The sequence below is a fragment of the Paenibacillus sp. NRS-1760 genome, from assembly GCF_050467785.1.
Taxonomy (GTDB): domain Bacteria; phylum Bacillota; class Bacilli; order Paenibacillales; family Paenibacillaceae; genus Pristimantibacillus.
Window position 1 is genome coordinate 111,816 of record NZ_JBITPK010000015.1, and the last position, 18,829, is coordinate 130,644.

At 44.4% G+C, this 18,829-nt stretch carries 16 protein-coding genes; 13 read left to right on the forward strand and 3 right to left on the reverse strand.

The window, feature by feature from the left end; translation table 11 throughout:
- Positions 1-18: 18 nt before the first annotated feature.
- The 3 genes from ACIFSR_RS24315 (at position 19) to ACIFSR_RS24325 (ending at position 2,276) form a co-directional block, all read left to right on the forward strand.
- Positions 19-1,725: a methyl-accepting chemotaxis protein gene (locus tag ACIFSR_RS24315; RefSeq protein ID WP_430060612.1), complete on the forward strand. Its 1,707-nt coding sequence runs from the start codon at positions 19-21 to the stop codon at positions 1,723-1,725.
- A 143-nt stretch (positions 1,726-1,868) separates the two neighbouring features.
- Positions 1,869-2,015, forward strand: coding sequence for a hypothetical protein (locus tag ACIFSR_RS24320; protein WP_179089894.1), 147 nt, complete (start codon positions 1,869-1,871; stop codon positions 2,013-2,015).
- A gap of 72 nt (positions 2,016-2,087) precedes the next feature.
- Positions 2,088-2,276, forward strand: a complete 189-nt coding sequence (locus ACIFSR_RS24325) for a hypothetical protein (RefSeq protein ID WP_430060615.1) — start codon at positions 2,088-2,090, stop codon at positions 2,274-2,276.
- Positions 2,277-2,367: 91 nt separating this feature from the next.
- Here the strand turns inward: ACIFSR_RS24325 and ACIFSR_RS24330 are convergent, their stop codons facing one another.
- Positions 2,368-3,360: a lipoate--protein ligase gene (locus ACIFSR_RS24330; RefSeq protein ID WP_076270374.1), complete on the reverse strand. Its 993-nt coding sequence runs from the start codon at positions 3,358-3,360 to the stop codon at positions 2,368-2,370.
- 161 nt (positions 3,361-3,521) lie between these two features.
- Here ACIFSR_RS24330 and ACIFSR_RS24335 point away from each other — a divergent pair, with 161 nt between their 5' ends.
- Positions 3,522-4,079 carry an NUDIX hydrolase gene (locus ACIFSR_RS24335; protein ID WP_339205192.1) on the forward strand — a complete coding sequence of 186 codons (558 nt, stop codon included), beginning with the start codon at positions 3,522-3,524 and terminating at the stop codon, positions 4,077-4,079.
- 83 nt (positions 4,080-4,162) lie between these two features.
- On the opposite strand, the gene ACIFSR_RS24340 is transcribed toward ACIFSR_RS24335, so the two are convergent.
- On the reverse strand, positions 4,163-5,494 hold the full coding sequence (locus tag ACIFSR_RS24340) for an ArsB/NhaD family transporter (protein WP_430060618.1): 1,332 nt from the start codon (positions 5,492-5,494) through the stop codon (positions 4,163-4,165).
- A 308-nt stretch (positions 5,495-5,802) separates the two neighbouring features.
- A complete protein-coding gene (locus ACIFSR_RS24345; protein WP_430060710.1) occupies positions 5,803-6,708 on the reverse strand; it encodes a helix-turn-helix domain-containing protein in 906 nt (301 codons plus the stop codon).
- Between the two features lie 141 nt (positions 6,709-6,849).
- Between ACIFSR_RS24345 and ACIFSR_RS24350 the strand changes: the two genes are divergently transcribed.
- The 9 genes from ACIFSR_RS24350 (at position 6,850) to ACIFSR_RS24390 (ending at position 18,704) form a co-directional block, all read left to right on the forward strand.
- Positions 6,850-7,911 (forward strand): Gfo/Idh/MocA family protein, encoded by a 1,062-nt coding sequence (locus ACIFSR_RS24350; RefSeq protein ID WP_430060621.1) that lies wholly within the window; start codon positions 6,850-6,852, stop codon positions 7,909-7,911.
- On the forward strand, positions 7,904-8,635 hold the full coding sequence (locus ACIFSR_RS24355; protein WP_339205189.1) for a ThuA domain-containing protein: 732 nt from the start codon (positions 7,904-7,906) through the stop codon (positions 8,633-8,635). Before ACIFSR_RS24350 ends, ACIFSR_RS24355 begins: the two co-directional genes overlap by 8 nt.
- A gap of 183 nt (positions 8,636-8,818) precedes the next feature.
- A complete protein-coding gene (locus tag ACIFSR_RS24360) occupies positions 8,819-10,141 on the forward strand; it encodes an extracellular solute-binding protein (protein WP_430060624.1) in 1,323 nt (440 codons plus the stop codon).
- A 79-nt stretch (positions 10,142-10,220) separates the two neighbouring features.
- Entirely contained in the window at positions 10,221-11,180 is a 960-nt protein-coding gene (locus ACIFSR_RS24365; RefSeq protein WP_339205187.1) for a carbohydrate ABC transporter permease, read from the forward strand.
- A 12-nt stretch (positions 11,181-11,192) separates the two neighbouring features.
- Complete coding sequence (locus ACIFSR_RS24370; RefSeq protein WP_339205186.1) at positions 11,193-12,026, forward strand: carbohydrate ABC transporter permease; 834 nt, start codon at positions 11,193-11,195, stop codon at positions 12,024-12,026.
- Positions 12,027-12,048: 22 nt separating this feature from the next.
- Positions 12,049-13,842: a glycoside hydrolase family 66 protein gene (locus ACIFSR_RS24375; protein ID WP_430060628.1), complete on the forward strand. Its 1,794-nt coding sequence runs from the start codon at positions 12,049-12,051 to the stop codon at positions 13,840-13,842.
- Positions 13,843-14,059: 217 nt separating this feature from the next.
- Positions 14,060-15,823 (forward strand): cache domain-containing sensor histidine kinase, encoded by a 1,764-nt coding sequence (locus ACIFSR_RS24380; protein WP_339205183.1) that lies wholly within the window; start codon positions 14,060-14,062, stop codon positions 15,821-15,823.
- A gap of 55 nt (positions 15,824-15,878) precedes the next feature.
- Positions 15,879-17,426, forward strand: a complete 1,548-nt coding sequence (locus ACIFSR_RS24385; protein WP_430060632.1) for a response regulator transcription factor — start codon at positions 15,879-15,881, stop codon at positions 17,424-17,426.
- An 18-nt stretch (positions 17,427-17,444) separates the two neighbouring features.
- Complete coding sequence (locus tag ACIFSR_RS24390; protein ID WP_430060635.1) at positions 17,445-18,704, forward strand: extracellular solute-binding protein; 1,260 nt, start codon at positions 17,445-17,447, stop codon at positions 18,702-18,704.
- The last annotated feature ends 125 nt before the right edge of the window (positions 18,705-18,829 follow it).

The following is an 18,829-nucleotide window of genomic DNA, read 5'->3' on the forward strand; positions in this document are numbered from 1 at the left end:
GTAAGGAGGACGGCATAGATGAAATTGAATATTAGGAGCAAACGTAAATTAACGATAGCCAATAAGATTTACGGCAGTTTTTTTGCTGCAATTGTTTTTATTATGCTTCTATTATGCTTCATTTTCTATAACCTCAATACCCTTAATAGATCCTATAATGAGCTCATTAACAATAATGTAGCCGTCCTTATGAATATGGAGTCTATTCAAAGAAATGCCGTTCAGCTCAATAGCAGCTTTAGCGATTACTTATTGAATAAAAATAAAGACATGTTAAAAGAAATGGATGCGGTAAGTGCGGATATTGTTAGACAAGCAAAGGCAGCACAAGCTTTGATACAAAATGAGGAAGATATTAAAGCGCTTGACGCCCTTCTGGGCTGGAACAATCAATACATGGAACGGATAGCAGAAATTAACGATGTGGAGCAGTTAAAAGCCACTTCTTATGCCAACACACGGGTTTTCCCTCTGGCCAAGTTAATTCGCACCAATGCGATTAAACTCGCTCAAAAACAAAAGGACGTTATGGCGGACAAGGTATTGGCAAACGATAGGGAAGTTAATCAGTCAAATATTTCTATGCTTATCGGAAGTATCCTCCTTATTGCGGTGACGCTGCTGCTGGGTACACTGCTTTCTAGAAATATTTCCATTCCCATTAGACGTTTGTCTGGATTAGCTGTGGCCGTAGCCAGCGGTGATTTGCGCAGCACGCCTCTTCACATTCGAAATAAAGATGAAATCGGTTCATTAGCAGACTCGTTTGATAGTATGAGAAGCGGTTTGCAGGAGATGATAGAGCAGGTCAATCAGGCTGCGAAGCAGCTGGCAGCAAGCTCGGAGGAGATGCGTGAAGGCGCCAAACAAACTTCAGCAGCTACGCATTACATCGTTGAATCAACACAGCAGGTTGCTGCATCAGCAGAGGAGCAGCTGCAAGGCTCAGAAACAATTTCAACAGCGATGGCGGACATTGTCGAAGCAATTAGAAGCATAACATCCGCGGTAACGGTGATTTCGGAAACGTCAGAGCAAGCCATTCTTATCGTAGATGGCGGACATTCTTACATGGAGCTTGCCACCCAAGACATGAGCAGCATTGATCAAATCGTCGATGAAACTGCGAATGCGATGGAAAATGTGAAGGAAAGCGTGCAGCACATCGAGAACATCGTAGCATTAATTGCATCCATTTCGGCTCAGACTCGGCTGCTTGCATTAAATGCAACCATTGAAGCAGCAAGGGCAGGGGAACATGGCTTAGGGTTTGCTGTAGTAGCGGAAGAGGTTAGAAACTTAGCGAAACAATCAGAAGAAGCGTCAAAAAAAGCGTCTAAGCTGCTCGGCACTGTACGCAACAATACAATGCAGGCTGTTTCTATGATGGATAAAGGGAAAAACGAAGTGAAAAAGGGAAAGCGTTCATTGATCGAGACAAGCAGCCAATTCCAGCTTATCCGCAGTTCAGTGAGTGAGGTAGCAAGCCAAATTCAAGAGATTGCTGCGTCATCCATACAAATATCTTCAGGCTCGCAAAACATTGCTGCATCCACTTCAGCCAGCGCGAAGCAGGCTAATGAATCATCAGCATTGACGCAAAGCGTATCTGCAGCAACCGAAGAGCAGCTAGCGTACATGGAGGAAATAACAGCATCTGCAACAACGCTTCATGCCGCAGCCGGTGATTTGCAAAGCCATGTCTCTAAGTTCAGAATGGAATAACTGGTTGAAAGCCCCGAGCGAACCGCTTGGGGTTTCTTGCTGTCGTCCTTTTTATTTCTGGACACAGCGGCATACGCCCAAACCCAAATCAGCTCCTTGGCATAGGCTGTTATCATCACATGAAATCAAGGAGCTTAATCCGAATGCCAAAAACGACAACAAAACCGGAGATAACCGAATTATCGTCTGATGATCTTGCTATATGGGCTGCAGTTATATTAGTCATTGGCGATTTATTTGGATTGTTTGCCGTCATAAAAGCAAAAGAGGAAAAGGAAGAGCTGCTTTAAACCTTTGACCATGATGATTCAGCTTGTCACATAAAAGTTTCCTGAAAATTTCAATATAAAGGAGAAAAGTTGATGGCAGATAAAAAAGAGATTAAGTCTGAAGAACTGGCCAAGGTTTCAGCATCGCTTTCAGCCGTTGGTTATGGATTAATCCTGCTTTCGCTTGAGAGGGCAGATCAGGAAAATCTGGAGCGCAAGGGGAAGGAAAATGAGAAGATGTCAGCAGCAGTAAATCGGTTATATCGACGTTTCAATGGATAAAGAGAGCGGGGATGAAGGGTGAACATAATCTCTCCTTCAATGATTACGTAAACAGCCCCTCGCATATTGCAAGGGGCTGTTTGCATGCTGCTTACAAAATTAACTCAAGCCATTGTTCTTTCGTTACCGGACCGAAATAGAAGGGCAGATCAATATCAGCTGTAAGCTGCTTTAGAGCGGAAGCTTCATAACGAATGCCGATCAGTTTCTGAGCAACTTCATTGCTGTCGCCACGGCCAAAAAAGTCCCCGTAAATAGCGGCGTTCACAATCAATCCTTCTTCAACCTGAAGGCGAACATCAAAGGTGCCAACTCCTTCGATTCGTTTCTTCTGCTGCACATTAAAGGATGGAGAACGGCCATAGTTCCATTCCCAGCTGCGGTAGCGCTCTTCCGCCAGCTTGTGTACATTTTGCCAGTCCTGTTCAGATAACTCGTAGAACGGAATTTCAGCAGATTGCTCAAAGATGGACTGAAGCAGTCTTTGCCTAAACTGCTCTATTGTCATAGGCTCCTTCAAAAACTCTGTAATATTCGCCACGCGGCTGCGGATCGACTTCGTTGATTTCGATACATATTTCTCAGCATTTGCCTTTAGCGCAGATACAACATTTTCGATTTCAGAATTAAACAGCAGCGTTCCATGGCTGAACATTTTGCCCTTCGTCGAAAATTGCGCATTGCCGGATATTTTTCGCTCGCCAACCTGTAGATCATTTCGGCCGGTCATTTCGGCGTCTACACCCAGCTCTTGAAGCGCACGTACAACGGGCTCGGTGAACTTCTTGAAATTGTGAAAGGACTTACCGTCATCCTTCATAATGAAGCTGAAATTCAAGTTGCCGAGATCGTGGTAGACGGCTCCCCCTCCAGAGAGTCTGCGGACGACGTGAAGCCCACTGCTTTCGACGTAATCTGCATTAACTTCCTCGACGGTATTTTGGTTTTTGCCAATGATAATGGATGGCTCATTTATGTAGAAAAGCAAGTAGTCATCGTTGTCAGGCAATGAACGCAATATATATTCCTCTAATGCCAAATTAAGCGTTGGGTCGGTGATGCCATTATTGCTTACAAAACGCATGATCTTTGTCCTCCTATGCTATTGCTCATATTGGCATTATACCTGCACGTCCTGTTCCTTATCAAATGAAAGGTTCGTACTTAATGGGTACAACCTATGCATAAGCTGAAATAATTCGTATAATCGAATGAGAAAAAAAGCTTGATGCAGAGGTGAAGCAAATGGAAGCGAAATTTTGTATGTCATGCGGTCATGAGCTCGAAACCCGTGACGTTGACGGTACGATGAGGCGGGCTTGTACGAGCTGCAGCTTCGTTCATTGGGGAAATTATAGCATTGGTGTCGGAGCACTGGTCGTAAAGGATGAGAAAATTTTGCTCGTTCGCCGAGCGCAAGAGCCTGGAAAAGGTAAATGGACGAATCCTGGCGGCTATATTGAGCAGCTGGAAGCCATTCAAGACACGATTGAGCGAGAGGTTATGGAAGAGTGCGGCGTGCAAGCAATCGTAAAAAACGTCGTAGCACTGCGTGATCAGCCGAGAAATATACATAATCTGTACGTCGCATTTGAGATGGAATATGTGAGCGGAGAGCCTACCCCGGATTTTGTGGAGGTTGATGCTGCCGGTTTCTTCACCTTGCAGGAGCTGGAATCAATGGATGTTGCCAGCTTTACACAGTGGCTGGTTGATGTTGCTTTCCATGGACAATCACAGGGACTCAAGATAGATAGGTCGCCTGTCTTGCCTTTGAACGGTTATGGATTATTTCGAGTATAAAATAAAGCTATTAACCAGATGAAATGTTTATCCTGTTATTTATAGTAGAGACCTTCCTTGCGGAAGGTCTCTTTTTTTGCGAATTAGAACACCCAGTATACCCAATACGCTAATAGAATTAACGTGAATACAACGGTAATCGGAATGACGATTGAAGTTACCTTCAAATACTGAACCCAGCTAATTGGAACCCCGCCTTTACGTACGATATGCATCCACATAAGCGTTGCCAATGTACCAATTGGCAATAGGAGCGAACCGATGTCACTGCCGATGACACTAGCGAGATAAGCAATTTTTAACGTTAGAGGATCAAGGCCCATATTCATTAGTGTAATCGTACCGACCATAAGTGCGGGATGGTTGTTGAATAAATTGGAGAGTACGCTTAAAAGTCCGCCCATGAGAACGCTGGCGTGAACCAGGCTTCCTGAGATGAGAGGCTGCATAAGATGAATAAGCCAATTCGTTAAACCGATGTTGTTAAGGCCATAAATGATCACATACATGCTGAAAGCGAATATGAGTATATACCAAGGTGTTTTTTTGAGCATGTCCGCCGGTGAAATTTTTAAGTGGTACCAACGCCAACCTAGCAGAAGAGCAGATCCGATAACAGCCATTGCAGCGACGGGGAAGTGGATGTAGGATGCGACAAAGAGGCTGATACGAACACAGAATACAAAAATAAGAATATTGCGCATGAAGCGGTTGCGGTTCTCTTTAGGCAAGGTTTCCTTTAACGGATGGCCGCCGGGCATAAGATTCCACCTGGAAGCGGGAGGGAGTGTTTTTGGAAGTGTGCGATAGAAGACGGCAAACAGCAGGAGCGACAAGAGGACAAGTCCAAGCGAAGCGGGTACGAACATCATTGCGGTATGCATGTAGAGGTCCATATGAACAATTTTTAACGCAATTAAATTGACGATATTGCTTACGCCGATAGGGGCACTAGATGCCGTTGCGATTAAGGCGCCAGATAATAGATAAGGTATTTTTTGATGTTTTTTTAGTCCCATATTTTGCAGCAAGAGCAGCAATATGGGCGTTGTAATTAAGATGCTTCCGTCATTGTTTACAAAAAGCGTCATGAGAAAACAAAATAGGTTTGTTAGCCAAAACAAACGAATGCCGGAACCGCGAGCTTTTTTGGTGAGCAGCTCGGCTGCCCAGTAGAAAAAACCGAAGCTTTCTAAAACAATGGCCATAACGATGGTAGCAATAATGGTGACCGCAGCCCCGCTTATCGTTTCGGTTATTTGACCGAGATCGGAAAGCGAGACGCTTCCGCTAAGAAGAACGACTGCAGCTCCGATTGTTGCGGGTATCGCTTCATTGACCTGCGGTCGCCAGAAGATGAAGCTGATTGTTAGAAGGAACGCGGAAATGGTCATAATGATCATTAAGTCATGCATGCTTTAACCTCTTTTCAGTTTTGAACCCTTTTTTTGCTTTATTGTGCAGCACTCCTTTTCTAGATTGAACCTTAGGCTACTTGGAAAACTAACATTCTAGCAAAGCTAGAGATCCTCCTTTCTCTTATTTATTTTGTATCTATGTAGTGTAAGTATACGTACATGATAGAGTGTTCGTACTGGTCAATATCCCTATCTCTATCAAAATCTGCTAGTATCAATTGAAGATATTTGCCCCATAATGATAGATAGCTTCTATGGATTAAAGCCCAAAAAAACCCTCCTAACGATGGTCGTTTGGAGGGTTTTTAGTCGCTCTTCCATACTTGCTTAAAATATTGAGTAGGTGAGAGGCCGACATATTTTTTGAATACTTTGCTGAAATGATAGGGATCGTTGATCCCGACTAGATAACCGATTTCTCCTATGCTGAGCGGCGTCGTTTCAATCAATTGTTTCGCTTGGTTTACTCGAACCGCATTGATGTACCGAATGATCGATTGGCCGGTAACGAGCTTAAAGGCACGGTTTAAGTAATCATAGTTGCCTTCAAATGTAAGCTCAATGTCTTTGCCGGTTATTTTGCTCTGATAGTTTTGATGGATATAATCGAGCAGCGCGTTAACCTTAACAACCGACTTCGAATGAATTCGGTCGTTGCGCTTCAGCTCATCCATAAAATACTCACGTGAGAGCTCAACGAGCCATTGCATAAATTGAAAAGCAGTTAGGCTTCTATTGTAATACCTGCGCATGTAGAGCTTCTGCATTTCATTTAATGCACTCAGGATGAGATTAAATCTGGTTTTATCAGAAATCGTATGGTATTTGGGGAAGTAGCAGTGATTTGGATGGATTCCATTAACGGTAGGCTTATGCTCAATAAACGGAGACTGGTCATGCTCAACAATAAAGTAATTGGCTAAAGCCAGCATATCATCCCTATACACAGCTTTAATATCTGAATGCTCAAAGTGAATGTAATAGTAATCGCAAACATGCTTTGCCGTTCCTTCATGATTCAAATTGGGCTCAAGAATAAGCAAGTCACCTTTACGCAGAACATAATGATTTTTCTCCTCTTTAATATGGAGTTCTCCACTTCTGATGAAATAGAGCACATACTCATTTATATTTCGTTTGAAATGAATCCACGGGCTTTTGTAAGCAATAAATCCCATAATTTTTATGCGAGGCACTAAATCCATGTTCATGGACAGCAATAGTTATGACCTCCTTCACTCCGTAAAAGTCGCTTTTGTACAAAAAGAGTCTAGATCGGACATTCCCGTTCATTTTAACACAAACTATACTGGGTTTGTAATTGAAGCCACTATAAGGACGGGATGAGGCATATGAAGAAGCTGAAAATAGGCGTTATTGGGCTTGGCGGCATTGCTAACTTTCATATTGAAGGCATCTTGGCAAGTGAACATGCTGAAATATGGTCGATATGTGATTGTAATGAGGAAGCGCTTTTGGCCAAAGGCAATGAACTGGGGATTCCGCTTGAGCGGCAGTATGTAAATCATTTGGATATGTTAAAGCAATCAGAGCTGGACGCTGTGACCATAGGCACACCAAACAGCAATCATTTTCAGATCGCGTATGACGCCATTATTCATCGCAAGCCATTTGCGCTTGAGAAGCCAATTGCCCTTGATGCAAGGGAAGCAGCGATTCTTAGACAGGAATTAGCGAATCATCCCATCCCTCATATGGTGTGTTTCACGTATCGTTATAAAACCGCGATTCGATATGCGAAGCAGCTGATTGAGCAAGGCACGCTTGGCAAGATCAATCACGTATACAGCCAGTATTTGCAAAGCTGGGGTATTAATGAGGAAATTCCACTGCTCTGGCGATTCCGCAAGGATCTGTCAGGATCGGGTGCGCTCGGTGATTTAGGTTCTCATATTCTCGATCTTAAGCGCTTCCTTATCGGAGAAACCGTGAAGGTTATTGCTGATGCAGGAACGATTGTAAAAGAGCGGGACAACCTAAATGGAGAGGGCAAAGGCGAGGTGGATGTTGATGATTTCTGTCATGTGCTTGCCCGTTTCGAAGATGGCGGCTCCTCTACGATGAACATATCCCGTTTCGCTTTTGGCCGTGGCAATTACCAACGGATCGAGATTTACGGTACGCAAGGAGCGCTCATCTACAACCTTGAAGAAGAGGATAGCCTTGAAATCAAGCTTGGAGAGGATAAGCAATTCCGTAAAATCGATATTCCAAATTCGTTCGCAGCAAATCAAATGCAGTCCTTCTTTAATTTGCTGAACGGCAAGCAAGATGGTCTCGACGCAACAATCGAGGATGGTTATATCAATCAGCTGACTCTGGATTCTATTCTCCTATCCACTCAGGAAGAGCGCTGGATTACGATAACACAGGAGGCTTCTAACAATGGCTAATATAAAAGTAACAGTCTGGAATGAATATCGGCATGAGAAGCAAAATGAACAGGTAGCAAGCATCTATCCCGAAGGGATTCATAACGCAATTGGCGGCTACTTGAAAACAGTGGATGGCTTTGAAGTAAAGACAGCGGTTCTCGATGAGCCTGAACATGGGCTAAGCGATGATGTGCTGTATCATACGGATGTGCTCATCTGGTGGGGACATCTCGCTCATGCTGAGGTGCGGGATGATATTGTCGAGAAGGTGCGCGCACGCGTCATGGAGGGCATGGGGTTAATCGTTCTTCATTCTGGCCATGGCTCCAAAATATTTGAGCGTTTGTTAGGCACTAAAACAGGAGATCTCAAATGGCGCGATGATGGCGAGAAAGAGCGGGTTTGGGTTATCGAGCACGGCCATCCGATTGCGGACGGCTTAAATGATTATATTGAAATTCCGAAGGAAGAAATGTACGGGGAGCGCTTTGACATACCCGCACCGGATGAGCTCGTATTTATTTCCTGGTTCGAGGGGGGAGAGGTATTTCGAAGCGGCTGCTGCTACCGAAGAGGAAAAGGCAAGTTGTTTTATTTCCGGCCTGGACATGAAACATTCCCGATCTACCATCATCCAGATGTGCTGAGAGTCATTGCGAATGGCGTACGATGGGCGGCTCCTGTTCAAGGCGCAAGCATATCGCTAGGACGTGTTGCTCCGCTCGAGCCAATTGGAAAGTAAATGGTGAAGGTGTCTTATCTTTCTGTTTTGACAGAAAGATAAGACACCTTTTTTATTTTTCCAAAAAAGTGGCATTTAAAACGGAGTGAAATACGACACCTTTTCCGCAATGAAAACGGTTTCTAGCGAAGAATGATCTAAGCATAATGAAGGAGAAGCATAAATATGAGGAGGGTCAATCCTATGAAATGGTACAAAACAGTTTCGTACGGGGTACTAGCGGCGGTAATGGCTTTTACGATTACGGCGTGTGGAAACGGAAATAACGCACCTGCCAATAGCGGAGGAAATGCTCCGAAAAATGAAAGCGGTAACGCTCCGGCAGCGGGTGGCAAAAAAGTTACTATTGAATACTGGCATACCTATAGCGATCAAGAAGAGAAGGTGCTCACGGAAAATATTAAGCCGCTCTTTGAGAAAGAAAACCCGGGTATCGAGCTCAAGCTGACAAGAATGCCATACGAGGGCTTGAAAGAGCAGGTTATTGCCGGAGTAGCGGGCGATGCAGCACCTGACCTCATGCGAATGGATATTATTTGGGTTCCTGAATTTGCCAAGATGGGAGCGCTGCAAGATATAAGCAAGAATGAGGGTTTTGATGCATTAAAAGCAAATACGTTCGAAGCGCCTATGGAAACGAATGCCTATAACGGCGGCTACTATGGCGTTCCAGTAAACACAAATACAAAAATTGCTATCTACAATAAAGCGGTTTTGGATGAAATCGGCGTAAAAGAAGCTCCTGCGACAATGGATGAGTTCGTTGCAGCAGCCAAGCTTGCGGTCGCAAAAGGCAAACCGGGCGGTATTGGCATCGGCGGAGCGAACGTATGGGCAGCATCGCCTTACTTCTGGAGCCTTGGCGGTTCATTGACGAACGAGGACTATACAAAGGTTGATGGCTACTTGAATAGCCCGGAGAGCGTAAAAGCGCTCGAAACGATTGTACAGTGGAATAAAGACGGACTCGTAACGCCTACGATTCTTGGCGGCGAGCCAGGCGCATGGGACGGTATGAAAAACAATGATTATATGATGATTGATGACGGCCCTTGGTTTTACAGCATTCTGATGAACGAAGCAGAATCGAAATTCAAACCGCTGGAGCAAACGGTTCGCGGCTTGATTCCTGCTGGTGCAGGCGGCAGCCGATCTGTTGTAGGCGGCGAGGATCTTGTTATCTTTGCAAACTCAAAGCATCCGCAAGAGGCGTGGACATTTGCAAAATGGATGCTTGGCGACGAGCCGCAAAAGATCATGAGCAAGCTTGGTCTTATCCCTACAAACAAAACGGCAGCAAACGATCCGGCATTTCTTGAGCAGCCATTCGTTACAGAATACGTGAAGCAGCTTGAAACTGCACTGCCGCGCACACCGATTCCACAATACGGCGAAATGGAAGGAATCGTTAATCTTGCTTTTGAGAAAGCGGTCCGTGGAGAGCTTAAACCAAAAGAAGCGCTCGATGAGGCAGCGAAAAACATTGAAGCTATTTTGAAGAAATAAGTGAAATGCTAGAGCCTTCATCAACTTCAAAGGTAGATGAAGGCTCTAGTGAGATGAAGGATAGGGAAGGAGCATCAATATGTCTATACCAGTGACGGGGCAGCCGAAACAAGAGCAGCGAATTCCGGCAGGCGTAAAGTTGAAAAAGGGCATTCAGCAGTGGATAAAGGTTATGCCTTATATCTTTCTTGGTGTTTTAGGAACGGCCGTATTCGTTATTTATCCGATGATCAAAAACATAATTATAAGCTTCCAGGAATACAGCATTATGCCTAATGCAGAAAATCCATTCATTGGCTTTGCAAACTACGTATCCGCATTTACGGATCCGAACAATAAAGTGTTAATGGCAATCCGAAATACGTTTCTGAACGTCGCGGTAACGGTACCCATTAACTGGTTTCTTGCCATCGTGTTTGCGGTCTTAATTAATATCCACTTCGTTAGGCATAAGATTGTGTTCCGCACGATTTATTATTTGCCCATCATCACATCTTGGATCGTGGTCGCGTTCTTGTTCCGGTTCTTGTTCGCTGGCGGTGAATATGGCTTGATCAACTATATCTTTTATAAGCAGCTTGGCATATTCCATGAACCGATTAATTTTTTATCAAATTATTGGACGGCTATGATTGTCATCTGGTTGTTTCATATTTGGAAAACGGTTGGTTGGGGCGTAGTCATTTATTTGGCGGCCTTGCAGGGCATTTCGAAGGAATATTATGAAGCGGCGCAAATTGACGGCGCTAACGGAACAAAGCAGTTCTGGAGCATTACGGTTCCGATGTTAGGTCCTGTCACCGCATTCGTTCTTATTAACCTAATTAACGGAGCATTCAACTTCTTTCCACAAGTGTACTTTATTACCCGCGGCGGCCCGATGGATCAGACACAGACGCTGCCAAGCCTTATGTACATGCAAGCATTTAAGAACTTTAACTTTGGTTATGCATCTGCGGTAGCCGTCATGATGGGGATTGCAGTGTTTTTACTCACCTATTCTCAGATGAAAAAATTCGGCAATCAGCGGTTTTTGTAGGAGGGAGAAGAAATGAAAACTAAATGGCATATTCAGCTTCTAGTTTACAGCATTATCGTGCTTGGAGCGTTGGCTTTTCTATTTCCCTTCGTATATATGATTATGACGAGCTTTATAAAAGGGGCATACTCGCTGCCGCGGCCTAAGGAAGTATTCTCTGTCATCCCAAACCTATATAATTACCAGCTAGTATGGAGCAAAAATAATTTTGCAAGGTATTTCCTGAACAGCTCGCTCGTTACCATCGTGTCTATGACAGGAAGTTTGTTTCTCGGCTGTTTAACCGCCTACGGGTTTGCCAGATTTACGTTTCCGGGCAAAGAGTTTCTATTCCGAATGTTTCTTCTGACCATGATGATTCCCGGAGTGATCAACATTATTCCACAGTTTCTAATTATCAAATCATTTGGTTTGGTTAACACCTACTGGGGGCTATGGTTAATTTATATCGGCGGCGGTGTTGTTGGCAGCACGTTCTTCTTGCGTGGATTCTTTCAAAGCATTCCGAAGGAGTACGAGGAGTCCGTGTTGATCGATGGCGGTGGCAGCTGGCGCATTTTCTGGAATATTTACCTGCCTCAGTCGATGCCGGCGATTGCGACGCTTGCAGTTCTTTCCTTTCAAGGCACATGGGAGGAGTATTTCACGGCTCTAGTCATTATTAAGGATGAGGCGCTTCGGACGCTGCCAATTGCACTGCTGATGTTCAACGATAAATATGCGACAAACTATTCATGGGTATTTTCTGCTTCCATTATAGCGCTCATTCCGACGATAATCCTTTATATTATTTTCCAAAAAAGATTCGTACAGGGTGGATTTAACGAAGGCGGAGTGAAGGGTTAAATCTAAAAACAGGAGCTATCAAATGAAACGGAAAAGAAATCGAAATAGAATAAGCTCATCAGTCATTGTTGTCATTACCTCTTTTATGATCCTTGCTTCCGGCTGCAGCGAGCAGAAGGAAATAAAGGCGGAGCTTGTGAATAGCCAAGGTATAATAAGTCGCTTGTCGACCGACAAATCGGCTTATCGTCCCGGCGACAACGTTCATTTTACGTTGGATTTGGCTAAAACGGAGTCAAAAGCGAAGGTGATTGTCCAGTATCGCCATCTAGGGGAGAAGATTGCTGAGCAAGAAGTCAAGGTGGACGGCAATTCATTGGAATGGGATTGGACGCCTCCAAAGGAAGATGGCCGAGGTTATATGGCTGAGGTTTTCTTTGTAACGAAGGAAGAAGTGAAGGATCATCAGAACATCGCAGTTGACGTGTCCACAGACTGGAGCAAATTTCCTCGTTACGGTTATTTGGCGGACTTCCACAGCATGAATGGGGAAGAGATGGCAACAGTAATCGAACGTCTGAATCGGTTCCATATTAACGGCGTTCAGTTTTATGATTGGCAGTATAAACATCATCAGCCTCTGAAGCTGGAAGGCAATCAACCAGCGTCGGAATGGCCGGATATTGCAAACAGACCTGTCGCCTTGGATACAATTAAAGGCTATATTGACCTTGCGCACAGCAAAAACATGAAGGCGATGAACTACAATTTATTGTTCGGGGCATATGAGGGGGCAGAGGAGGACGGTGTCAAAAAAGCGTGGGCGCTGTACAAAGATCCTTCGCAAGCGAATCAGGATAAGCATCCATTGCCAGACAGCTGGGCCAGCGACATTATGCTCTATGACCCAAACAACGTGGAGTGGCAAAACTATCTGATCGATAAAGAAATTGAAGTATTTAACCAATTGAAATTCGATGGCTGGCATGTTGATCAATTAGGCGATCGCGGAGCGCTTTGGAATGCCAAAGGAGAAAGTGTAAAGCTGGCGCCTGGCTATGTATCATTCCTGAAAGCAGCCAAGGAGAAGCTGGATGTCGACTATGTAATGAACGCTGTCGGACAGTATGGGCAAGCCTTTATGGCTCCTCAGGCTCCTCTCTCATTCCTATATACCGAAGTATGGGACGGGCATCCGAAGTATGGCAACCTTAAGGGGATTATCGATCAAAACAACCAGTTCAGCAAAAATAAGCTAAACACGGTGCTTGCTGCTTATATGAACTATGATTTGGCAAACGCGAGCGGGGAATTTAATACGCCAGGCGTTCTGCTTACAGATGCAGTCATCTTCGCATCCGGCGGATCCCATCTGGAGCTTGGGGAAAATATGCTGGCCAAAGAGTATTTCCCTAATCGAAATCTCTCCATTCCAGCTGAACTGGAAGAGCAGCTTATTCGCTATTACGATTTCCTTGTCGCTTATCAGAACATTTTGCGAGATGGAGTAGAGGAATCTGAACTAATCGTATCAAGTACAGGGGACACAAGTGTTTCCGCTGCTCCAGAGCAAGGCAAAATATGGTCCTTTGCGAAGCAGAAAAGCGGAAGCAACATCGTTCACTTCATTAACTTCACTGATGCTAAAACCATGGAGTGGAATGACAGCAAGGGCGAGCAAGCTGTGCCTATTGAGCGTAAAGAAATAGACATTTCCATTGAGACAGAGCGTGAAGTTGCAAGTATCCTATTCGCCTCACCAGACTATTATCAAGGATCACCTATTAAGCTGAGCTTCAAGCAGCAAGAAGGCAAGGTTACACTTAAGCTTCCAGTCCTGAAATACTGGGATCTACTAACCATTAATTACAAGTAAGGTTGCGATAGCATGCAGAACCAAGCGATACGAAAGATAGTTTTCGTGCGCTTTGTTTTGTGCACTGCAATGAAAGCGTTTGCTGATATGAACGTAATGCATGAGAATGAATGGAGCGAAGCCAGCATGGCTGCGCTCCTCTTCTATAAAACCTTCTATTTTAATCGTGTTGATTTAGGTAAACTAGGAGTATCTTCTTTAACAAGGTGGGCAGCTTATGGCGCGCTTCGAGAAAATAACGAACCGATTTGCTTCAAAAATGATTTTAGCGTTTTTACTCATTATTTTGATTCCGACCACTTTATCGGGTTTCTCTTTCTATTTGGAATCTTCCGCGCTTGTAAAACGAAATGTTAGAGCATCTACCGTTCAGGTTACCAAGCAAACCGCAGATGCCTTGTCTTCTATTTTCAACGCGGGAAGCGATACATCCGATTTAATATACAGTGATTTGAAGGTGCAAAAATCAGCGATGCAATATACCTCGAGTCCGCTTAGCGAGCAGATCGAGATGACGCAATCATTAAATACGCTGCTTAATAACGTCGTGTATTCAAGCTCATTCGTAAGAATTGTTTACATCATTAAAAGTGGGGGCATCGGCTGGGGGAGCGGCACATTTTCTACACCCAAATTGCGAAAGGTTGACTTGAATCATCAAGAGTGGGTAGCGGAGTCGAAAAAGCAGGATGGCGGGTTCGTATGGCAGCCGATGCGAAAGGATCCTTTTAGCGGTGGTGGGGAAAATACTGATCTTGTTCTCCCGATCAGCCGTGCGTTAAAAGACTTTGAATCGCTTCAGCAAATCGGTCTGCTGGTCGTTAATTTAAATGGCAAGGCCATCATTAATACGATTAAGCAAGTGAAGCTGGGGGAAACCGGACGTTATATGGTCGTTAACGCACAAGGTGAAATTATGATCGATACGGATCTTTCACGAATTGGTCAGATGGTGGAGGATGCCAAACTGCATGAGTTGATTGTACATAATGATGCAGTTGAATTCGAGTACGCTAATAAGGGCGTCCATTATTATGGCGTAAAGCAGCTGCTAAGCAATGGTTGGCTGCTGGTTGGCACAGTTCCTACGCTTGAAATAACGGGGGCGCTGGATAAGCTGCATACACGTATTTTAATAACCTCAGCATGCTTCGCTTTGCTTGCGGTGCTCGTTGGTCTTCTCATCGCGAAGAAGGTTACGAAACCTATCAAGCAATTAACGTTAGAGATGAGGAGAGTTCAGCAGGGAGATCTATCTGTTCGAACAGCGTTAACGTCTACAGACGAGATTGGGCTCATGAGTAGGCATTTTAATAAAATGCTGGATGAAATTGAACAGCTGATGCTACGAGTGGAGCAGGAGCAAAACGAGAAGCTTGAGGCCGAGGTGCGTGCGGTCACTTACCGGATTCATCCGCATTTTCTCTACAATACGCTTAGTACGCTCAGATGGCTGATTCGAGCAGGAGAGATGGAGCGAGCCGATCAAGGGCTAGCGGCTCTAACTAGACTGCTTCAAGCGAATATGGGCAAGAACGGGCAAATGATTACACTTGCGGAAGAGCTGGAGATCATTCAGAAATATATCGTTATTTTAGAAATGCGGTATGAGCAAAAATATGCTTTGGCTATAGAGGTACAGCCTGGGGCGGATCAAGTGAAAATTCCAAGGATGCTGCTTCAGCCGCTCGTTGAGAATGCGATCTTCCACGGCTTCGTGCCGCTTAATCGCGGAGGAGATATTACGATTAAGGTGACAGAGCAGCAGGGAGAGCTGCGGATTGTGATCCATGATGATGGCTCAGGAATATCAGAAGAGAAGTTGAAACAATTGAATGCAAAGGAAGGTATGACGAAAGCAGGCATAGGAATGAAGCATGTTTATGATTCCTTAAGGCTTTATTATGGCGCAGGCTCGGGCATATCTGTTACGAGTGATATTGGACTCGGTACTCATATTCATATCGTCATCCGTTTATAAAGCTAAAGCTTCCGAGTTCAGATATTGCTGCCTACAACTTCGAGGAGGAAATGACGTGAACGATTATGTTTTGATTGTGGACGACGAGCCGATTATTCGAAACGGGCTTAAAAACTTCATAAATTGGGATGAGCAAGGGCTGACCTTAGTGGGAGATTGTGCAAATGGCCTTGAAGCATTTGAACGGCTTCGATCTCAGCCTATTGATATTTTGATAACGGATATTAAGATGCCAGTTATGGATGGCCTGGAGCTAACGCGAAAGGCGCTGGAGGTTAATCCGCTAACCAAGGTTATCCTAATTAGTAGCTACAATGAATTCGAATATGTGCGTGAGGGGATGAAGCAGGGTGCTGTCGATTACTTGCTTAAGCCGTCACTGGAAGCGGGGGAACTCATTGCTGTACTCGTGCGATGTAAAGAAATGCTGCAGCAAAACCGCAGGCAAGTCGTGCAAAATCAACAGTTCGATGAGCAATTGGTTTTCCTTGCGAGAAGACGTTCTGAGCAGGAAATCATACGCTTGCTCGCAACCAGCGAGTCTGAATCTAAATTAGTTGATCTTTTTGATCAGCCAAATGATCGCTACGTTTGTGCTTTTGTTGTATCGGATGGTCTAAACGAGTGGCGGGAACGATACGGGGATTTGCATATTAGCATCATGTATGAGGATATGCAGGCTTTATTTTATGAGCAATTCCAGTATGGCAGTGCGCCGATTTTGACGGGAGAAGGTCTCTTTATGATCTTACCTCTTGTGGGGAATGCAGAAGGTGAGCTTGAGCGCTTCAAGAACCGGGTTGCTGCTGAACTATCGACCTCAATTTCTATTGGTTACTGTGTGGAGCAGGAAACAGAGCGGGTGGAAACAGGACTCAGAAAAAGCCGAGCTGCAGGGGAACGAAGATTTTTTGAAGGTACGGGCAAACTTTTTGCCTATAAACAAATACCGGATGAGAGCGTAGCGGGGTCTAATTATGAGGGAATGAACATGCAGGTTATGGTTGAGCAATTTCGCACCGAGGACCATACAAAAACAGTCATCGATCGCTTCGTTTCAAGCTGGACGAAGGGTGCTCAAACACCGGAGCACGTAAGAAAAGAAGCATATGAGCTGCTCTCCGCCTATACTTTTGTGAACGGAGGCTCAAAAACGCTATCAGATTTCCGAGAACACATTTGGCGCTGTGAGACGGTTGTTCAGCTCGAATCGACTATCCGTCAATTGTTTGAGGAAATGGAGCATCCCAATCAGCTGAGGTTGGCTGATAAAGGCCATAGCGGACAGTTAATCACTAAAGCCATCGCCTACATTAAGCTCCATTACCGAGAAGATTTAACACTGCAACAAGTAGCGGATAACATACATGTAAGCAAAAGCTATTTTTCGAATTTGTTCAAAAAACAGGCAGGTCAAAATTTCATCGATTATTTAATCGATTTGAGGCTGCATGAAGCAAAACGGATGCTGGTTAAAAACGAGTACAAGATTTATGAGGTAGCTGAAAAATCCGGTTTTAACGATGTGAAATATTTTAGCAAGCTGTTTAAAAAAATGACTCAGATGACACCTGTAGAGTATCGAGATAAGCATCAACAGTAGTTGATGGAGGAGATTGCCATGCTTATAAATAGGCTGATAATAATAGTGTGTTTACTTGCAATCAGCTCAGGCTGCAGCCAGCAGTCTATTCTTACAAATGACAGCAAGGTCGAGAAGTTAACAAATACCGAGAATACGGAAATCGAGTTCTGGCATACGTACAGTGATCAAGAGACTCGAATTTTGGAGGATATACTTATTCCTGCGTTTGAGGAGGCGTACCCCGCTATTCACGTCGTTCCTGTTCGGCAAAGCAACAATATGGAAATGAAATATACGCTCATCTCCAAGGCATCTTCCAATAGAGCGCCTGATGTAGTGCGTATGGATATTGTATGGGTGCCTGAGTTTTCCCAAAGCGGATTGCTGCTCCCCCTGAGCGAATACGATGATTTTGGCAAAATAACGCAATCGCTGCAGAGCAATACAGGCTCAGCAGGTTATTATAAGGGTTCCTATTATTCTCTCCCCGTTAATATGAACACGAAAATTGCTATATTTAATCGGGCATTGCTGGAACAGGCTGGATTGTCGATGCCGCCTGGAACTTTCCAGGAAGTGATTGATCTTGCTAAAAAACATCGATTCATGATTGGTATAGGGGGGCTTGAGTCGTGGAAGAGCTTGCCTTATATTTATGCGCTGGGCGGACGTATGACAGATGATTCATATTCGAAGGCATCCGGCTATTTGAATGGAGAAGCGACAATCAAGGCGGTTGAGCAGCTTTTATTGCTATATAAGGAGCAGTTGATTGATCGTACGGTTATTAACGGCGGCGGAGATAATTGGGAGGGGGTAAAGTCAGGGAAAATATTGGTCACAGATGATGGACCTTGGTTTTACAGCGTTTTTCAAGGCGAAGAGCTGGAGAGGGCGATTAACACAACAATAGCAGTTCCGTTTCCGCCGGATTTTGGTCCTGCCTCCATATTGGGAGGAGAAGATTTAGTCATTATGAAGGGCTCGAAAAATCCATTGCAGGCCTGGACATTTATGAAATGGATGGTCAATACGCAATCGCAAATTGCAATGTCGCAAACAGGCATAATTCCGACAAACTTGGAGGCCAAAGAGATAAAGGCGCAGGGTGAATCCTTTATTCATCCGTACACGGAGGCGCTTGATCATACATTTCTTCGTCCGCCAGTGAAAAGGTATAGTCGAATTGACGCTACTTATATAAAATATATGACCAAAATTTTTCAAGAGGAACTTTCGGTTAAACAGGGATTAACTGAAGCAGCCGCTGAGATTGATCGTTTGTTAAAGCAGTAAAATAGATTGATCCTCTAGACGAGACATGTTGTATGCAAAAAAAAGTAGGAATCTATTTGTGATTCCTACTTTTTTTATTTCGAAGCGGCAGTCTGCTCCTTAACGGAGCTGAGCCATGCACCTTT

Coding starts and splice junctions, on each gene's coding strand:
- ACIFSR_RS24315 (WP_430060612.1), top strand. CDS start 19: ATGAAATTGAATATTAGGAGCAAACGTAAATTAACGATAGCCAATAAG.
- ACIFSR_RS24320 (WP_179089894.1), top strand. CDS start 1,869: ATGCCAAAAACGACAACAAAACCGGAGATAACCGAATTATCGTCTGAT.
- ACIFSR_RS24325 (WP_430060615.1), top strand. CDS start 2,088: ATGGCAGATAAAAAAGAGATTAAGTCTGAAGAACTGGCCAAGGTTTCA.
- ACIFSR_RS24330 (WP_076270374.1), bottom strand. CDS start 3,360: ATGCGTTTTGTAAGCAATAATGGCATCACCGACCCAACGCTTAATTTG.
- ACIFSR_RS24335 (WP_339205192.1), top strand. CDS start 3,522: ATGGAAGCGAAATTTTGTATGTCATGCGGTCATGAGCTCGAAACCCGT.
- ACIFSR_RS24340 (WP_430060618.1), bottom strand. CDS start 5,494: ATGCATGACTTAATGATCATTATGACCATTTCCGCGTTCCTTCTAACA.
- ACIFSR_RS24345 (WP_430060710.1), bottom strand. CDS start 6,708: ATGAACATGGATTTAGTGCCTCGCATAAAAATTATGGGATTTATTGCT.
- ACIFSR_RS24350 (WP_430060621.1), top strand. CDS start 6,850: ATGAAGAAGCTGAAAATAGGCGTTATTGGGCTTGGCGGCATTGCTAAC.
- ACIFSR_RS24355 (WP_339205189.1), top strand. CDS start 7,904: ATGGCTAATATAAAAGTAACAGTCTGGAATGAATATCGGCATGAGAAG.
- ACIFSR_RS24360 (WP_430060624.1), top strand. CDS start 8,819: ATGAAATGGTACAAAACAGTTTCGTACGGGGTACTAGCGGCGGTAATG.
- ACIFSR_RS24365 (WP_339205187.1), top strand. CDS start 10,221: ATGTCTATACCAGTGACGGGGCAGCCGAAACAAGAGCAGCGAATTCCG.
- ACIFSR_RS24370 (WP_339205186.1), top strand. CDS start 11,193: ATGAAAACTAAATGGCATATTCAGCTTCTAGTTTACAGCATTATCGTG.
- ACIFSR_RS24375 (WP_430060628.1), top strand. CDS start 12,049: ATGAAACGGAAAAGAAATCGAAATAGAATAAGCTCATCAGTCATTGTT.
- ACIFSR_RS24380 (WP_339205183.1), top strand. CDS start 14,060: ATGGCGCGCTTCGAGAAAATAACGAACCGATTTGCTTCAAAAATGATT.
- ACIFSR_RS24390 (WP_430060635.1), top strand. CDS start 17,445: ATGCTTATAAATAGGCTGATAATAATAGTGTGTTTACTTGCAATCAGC.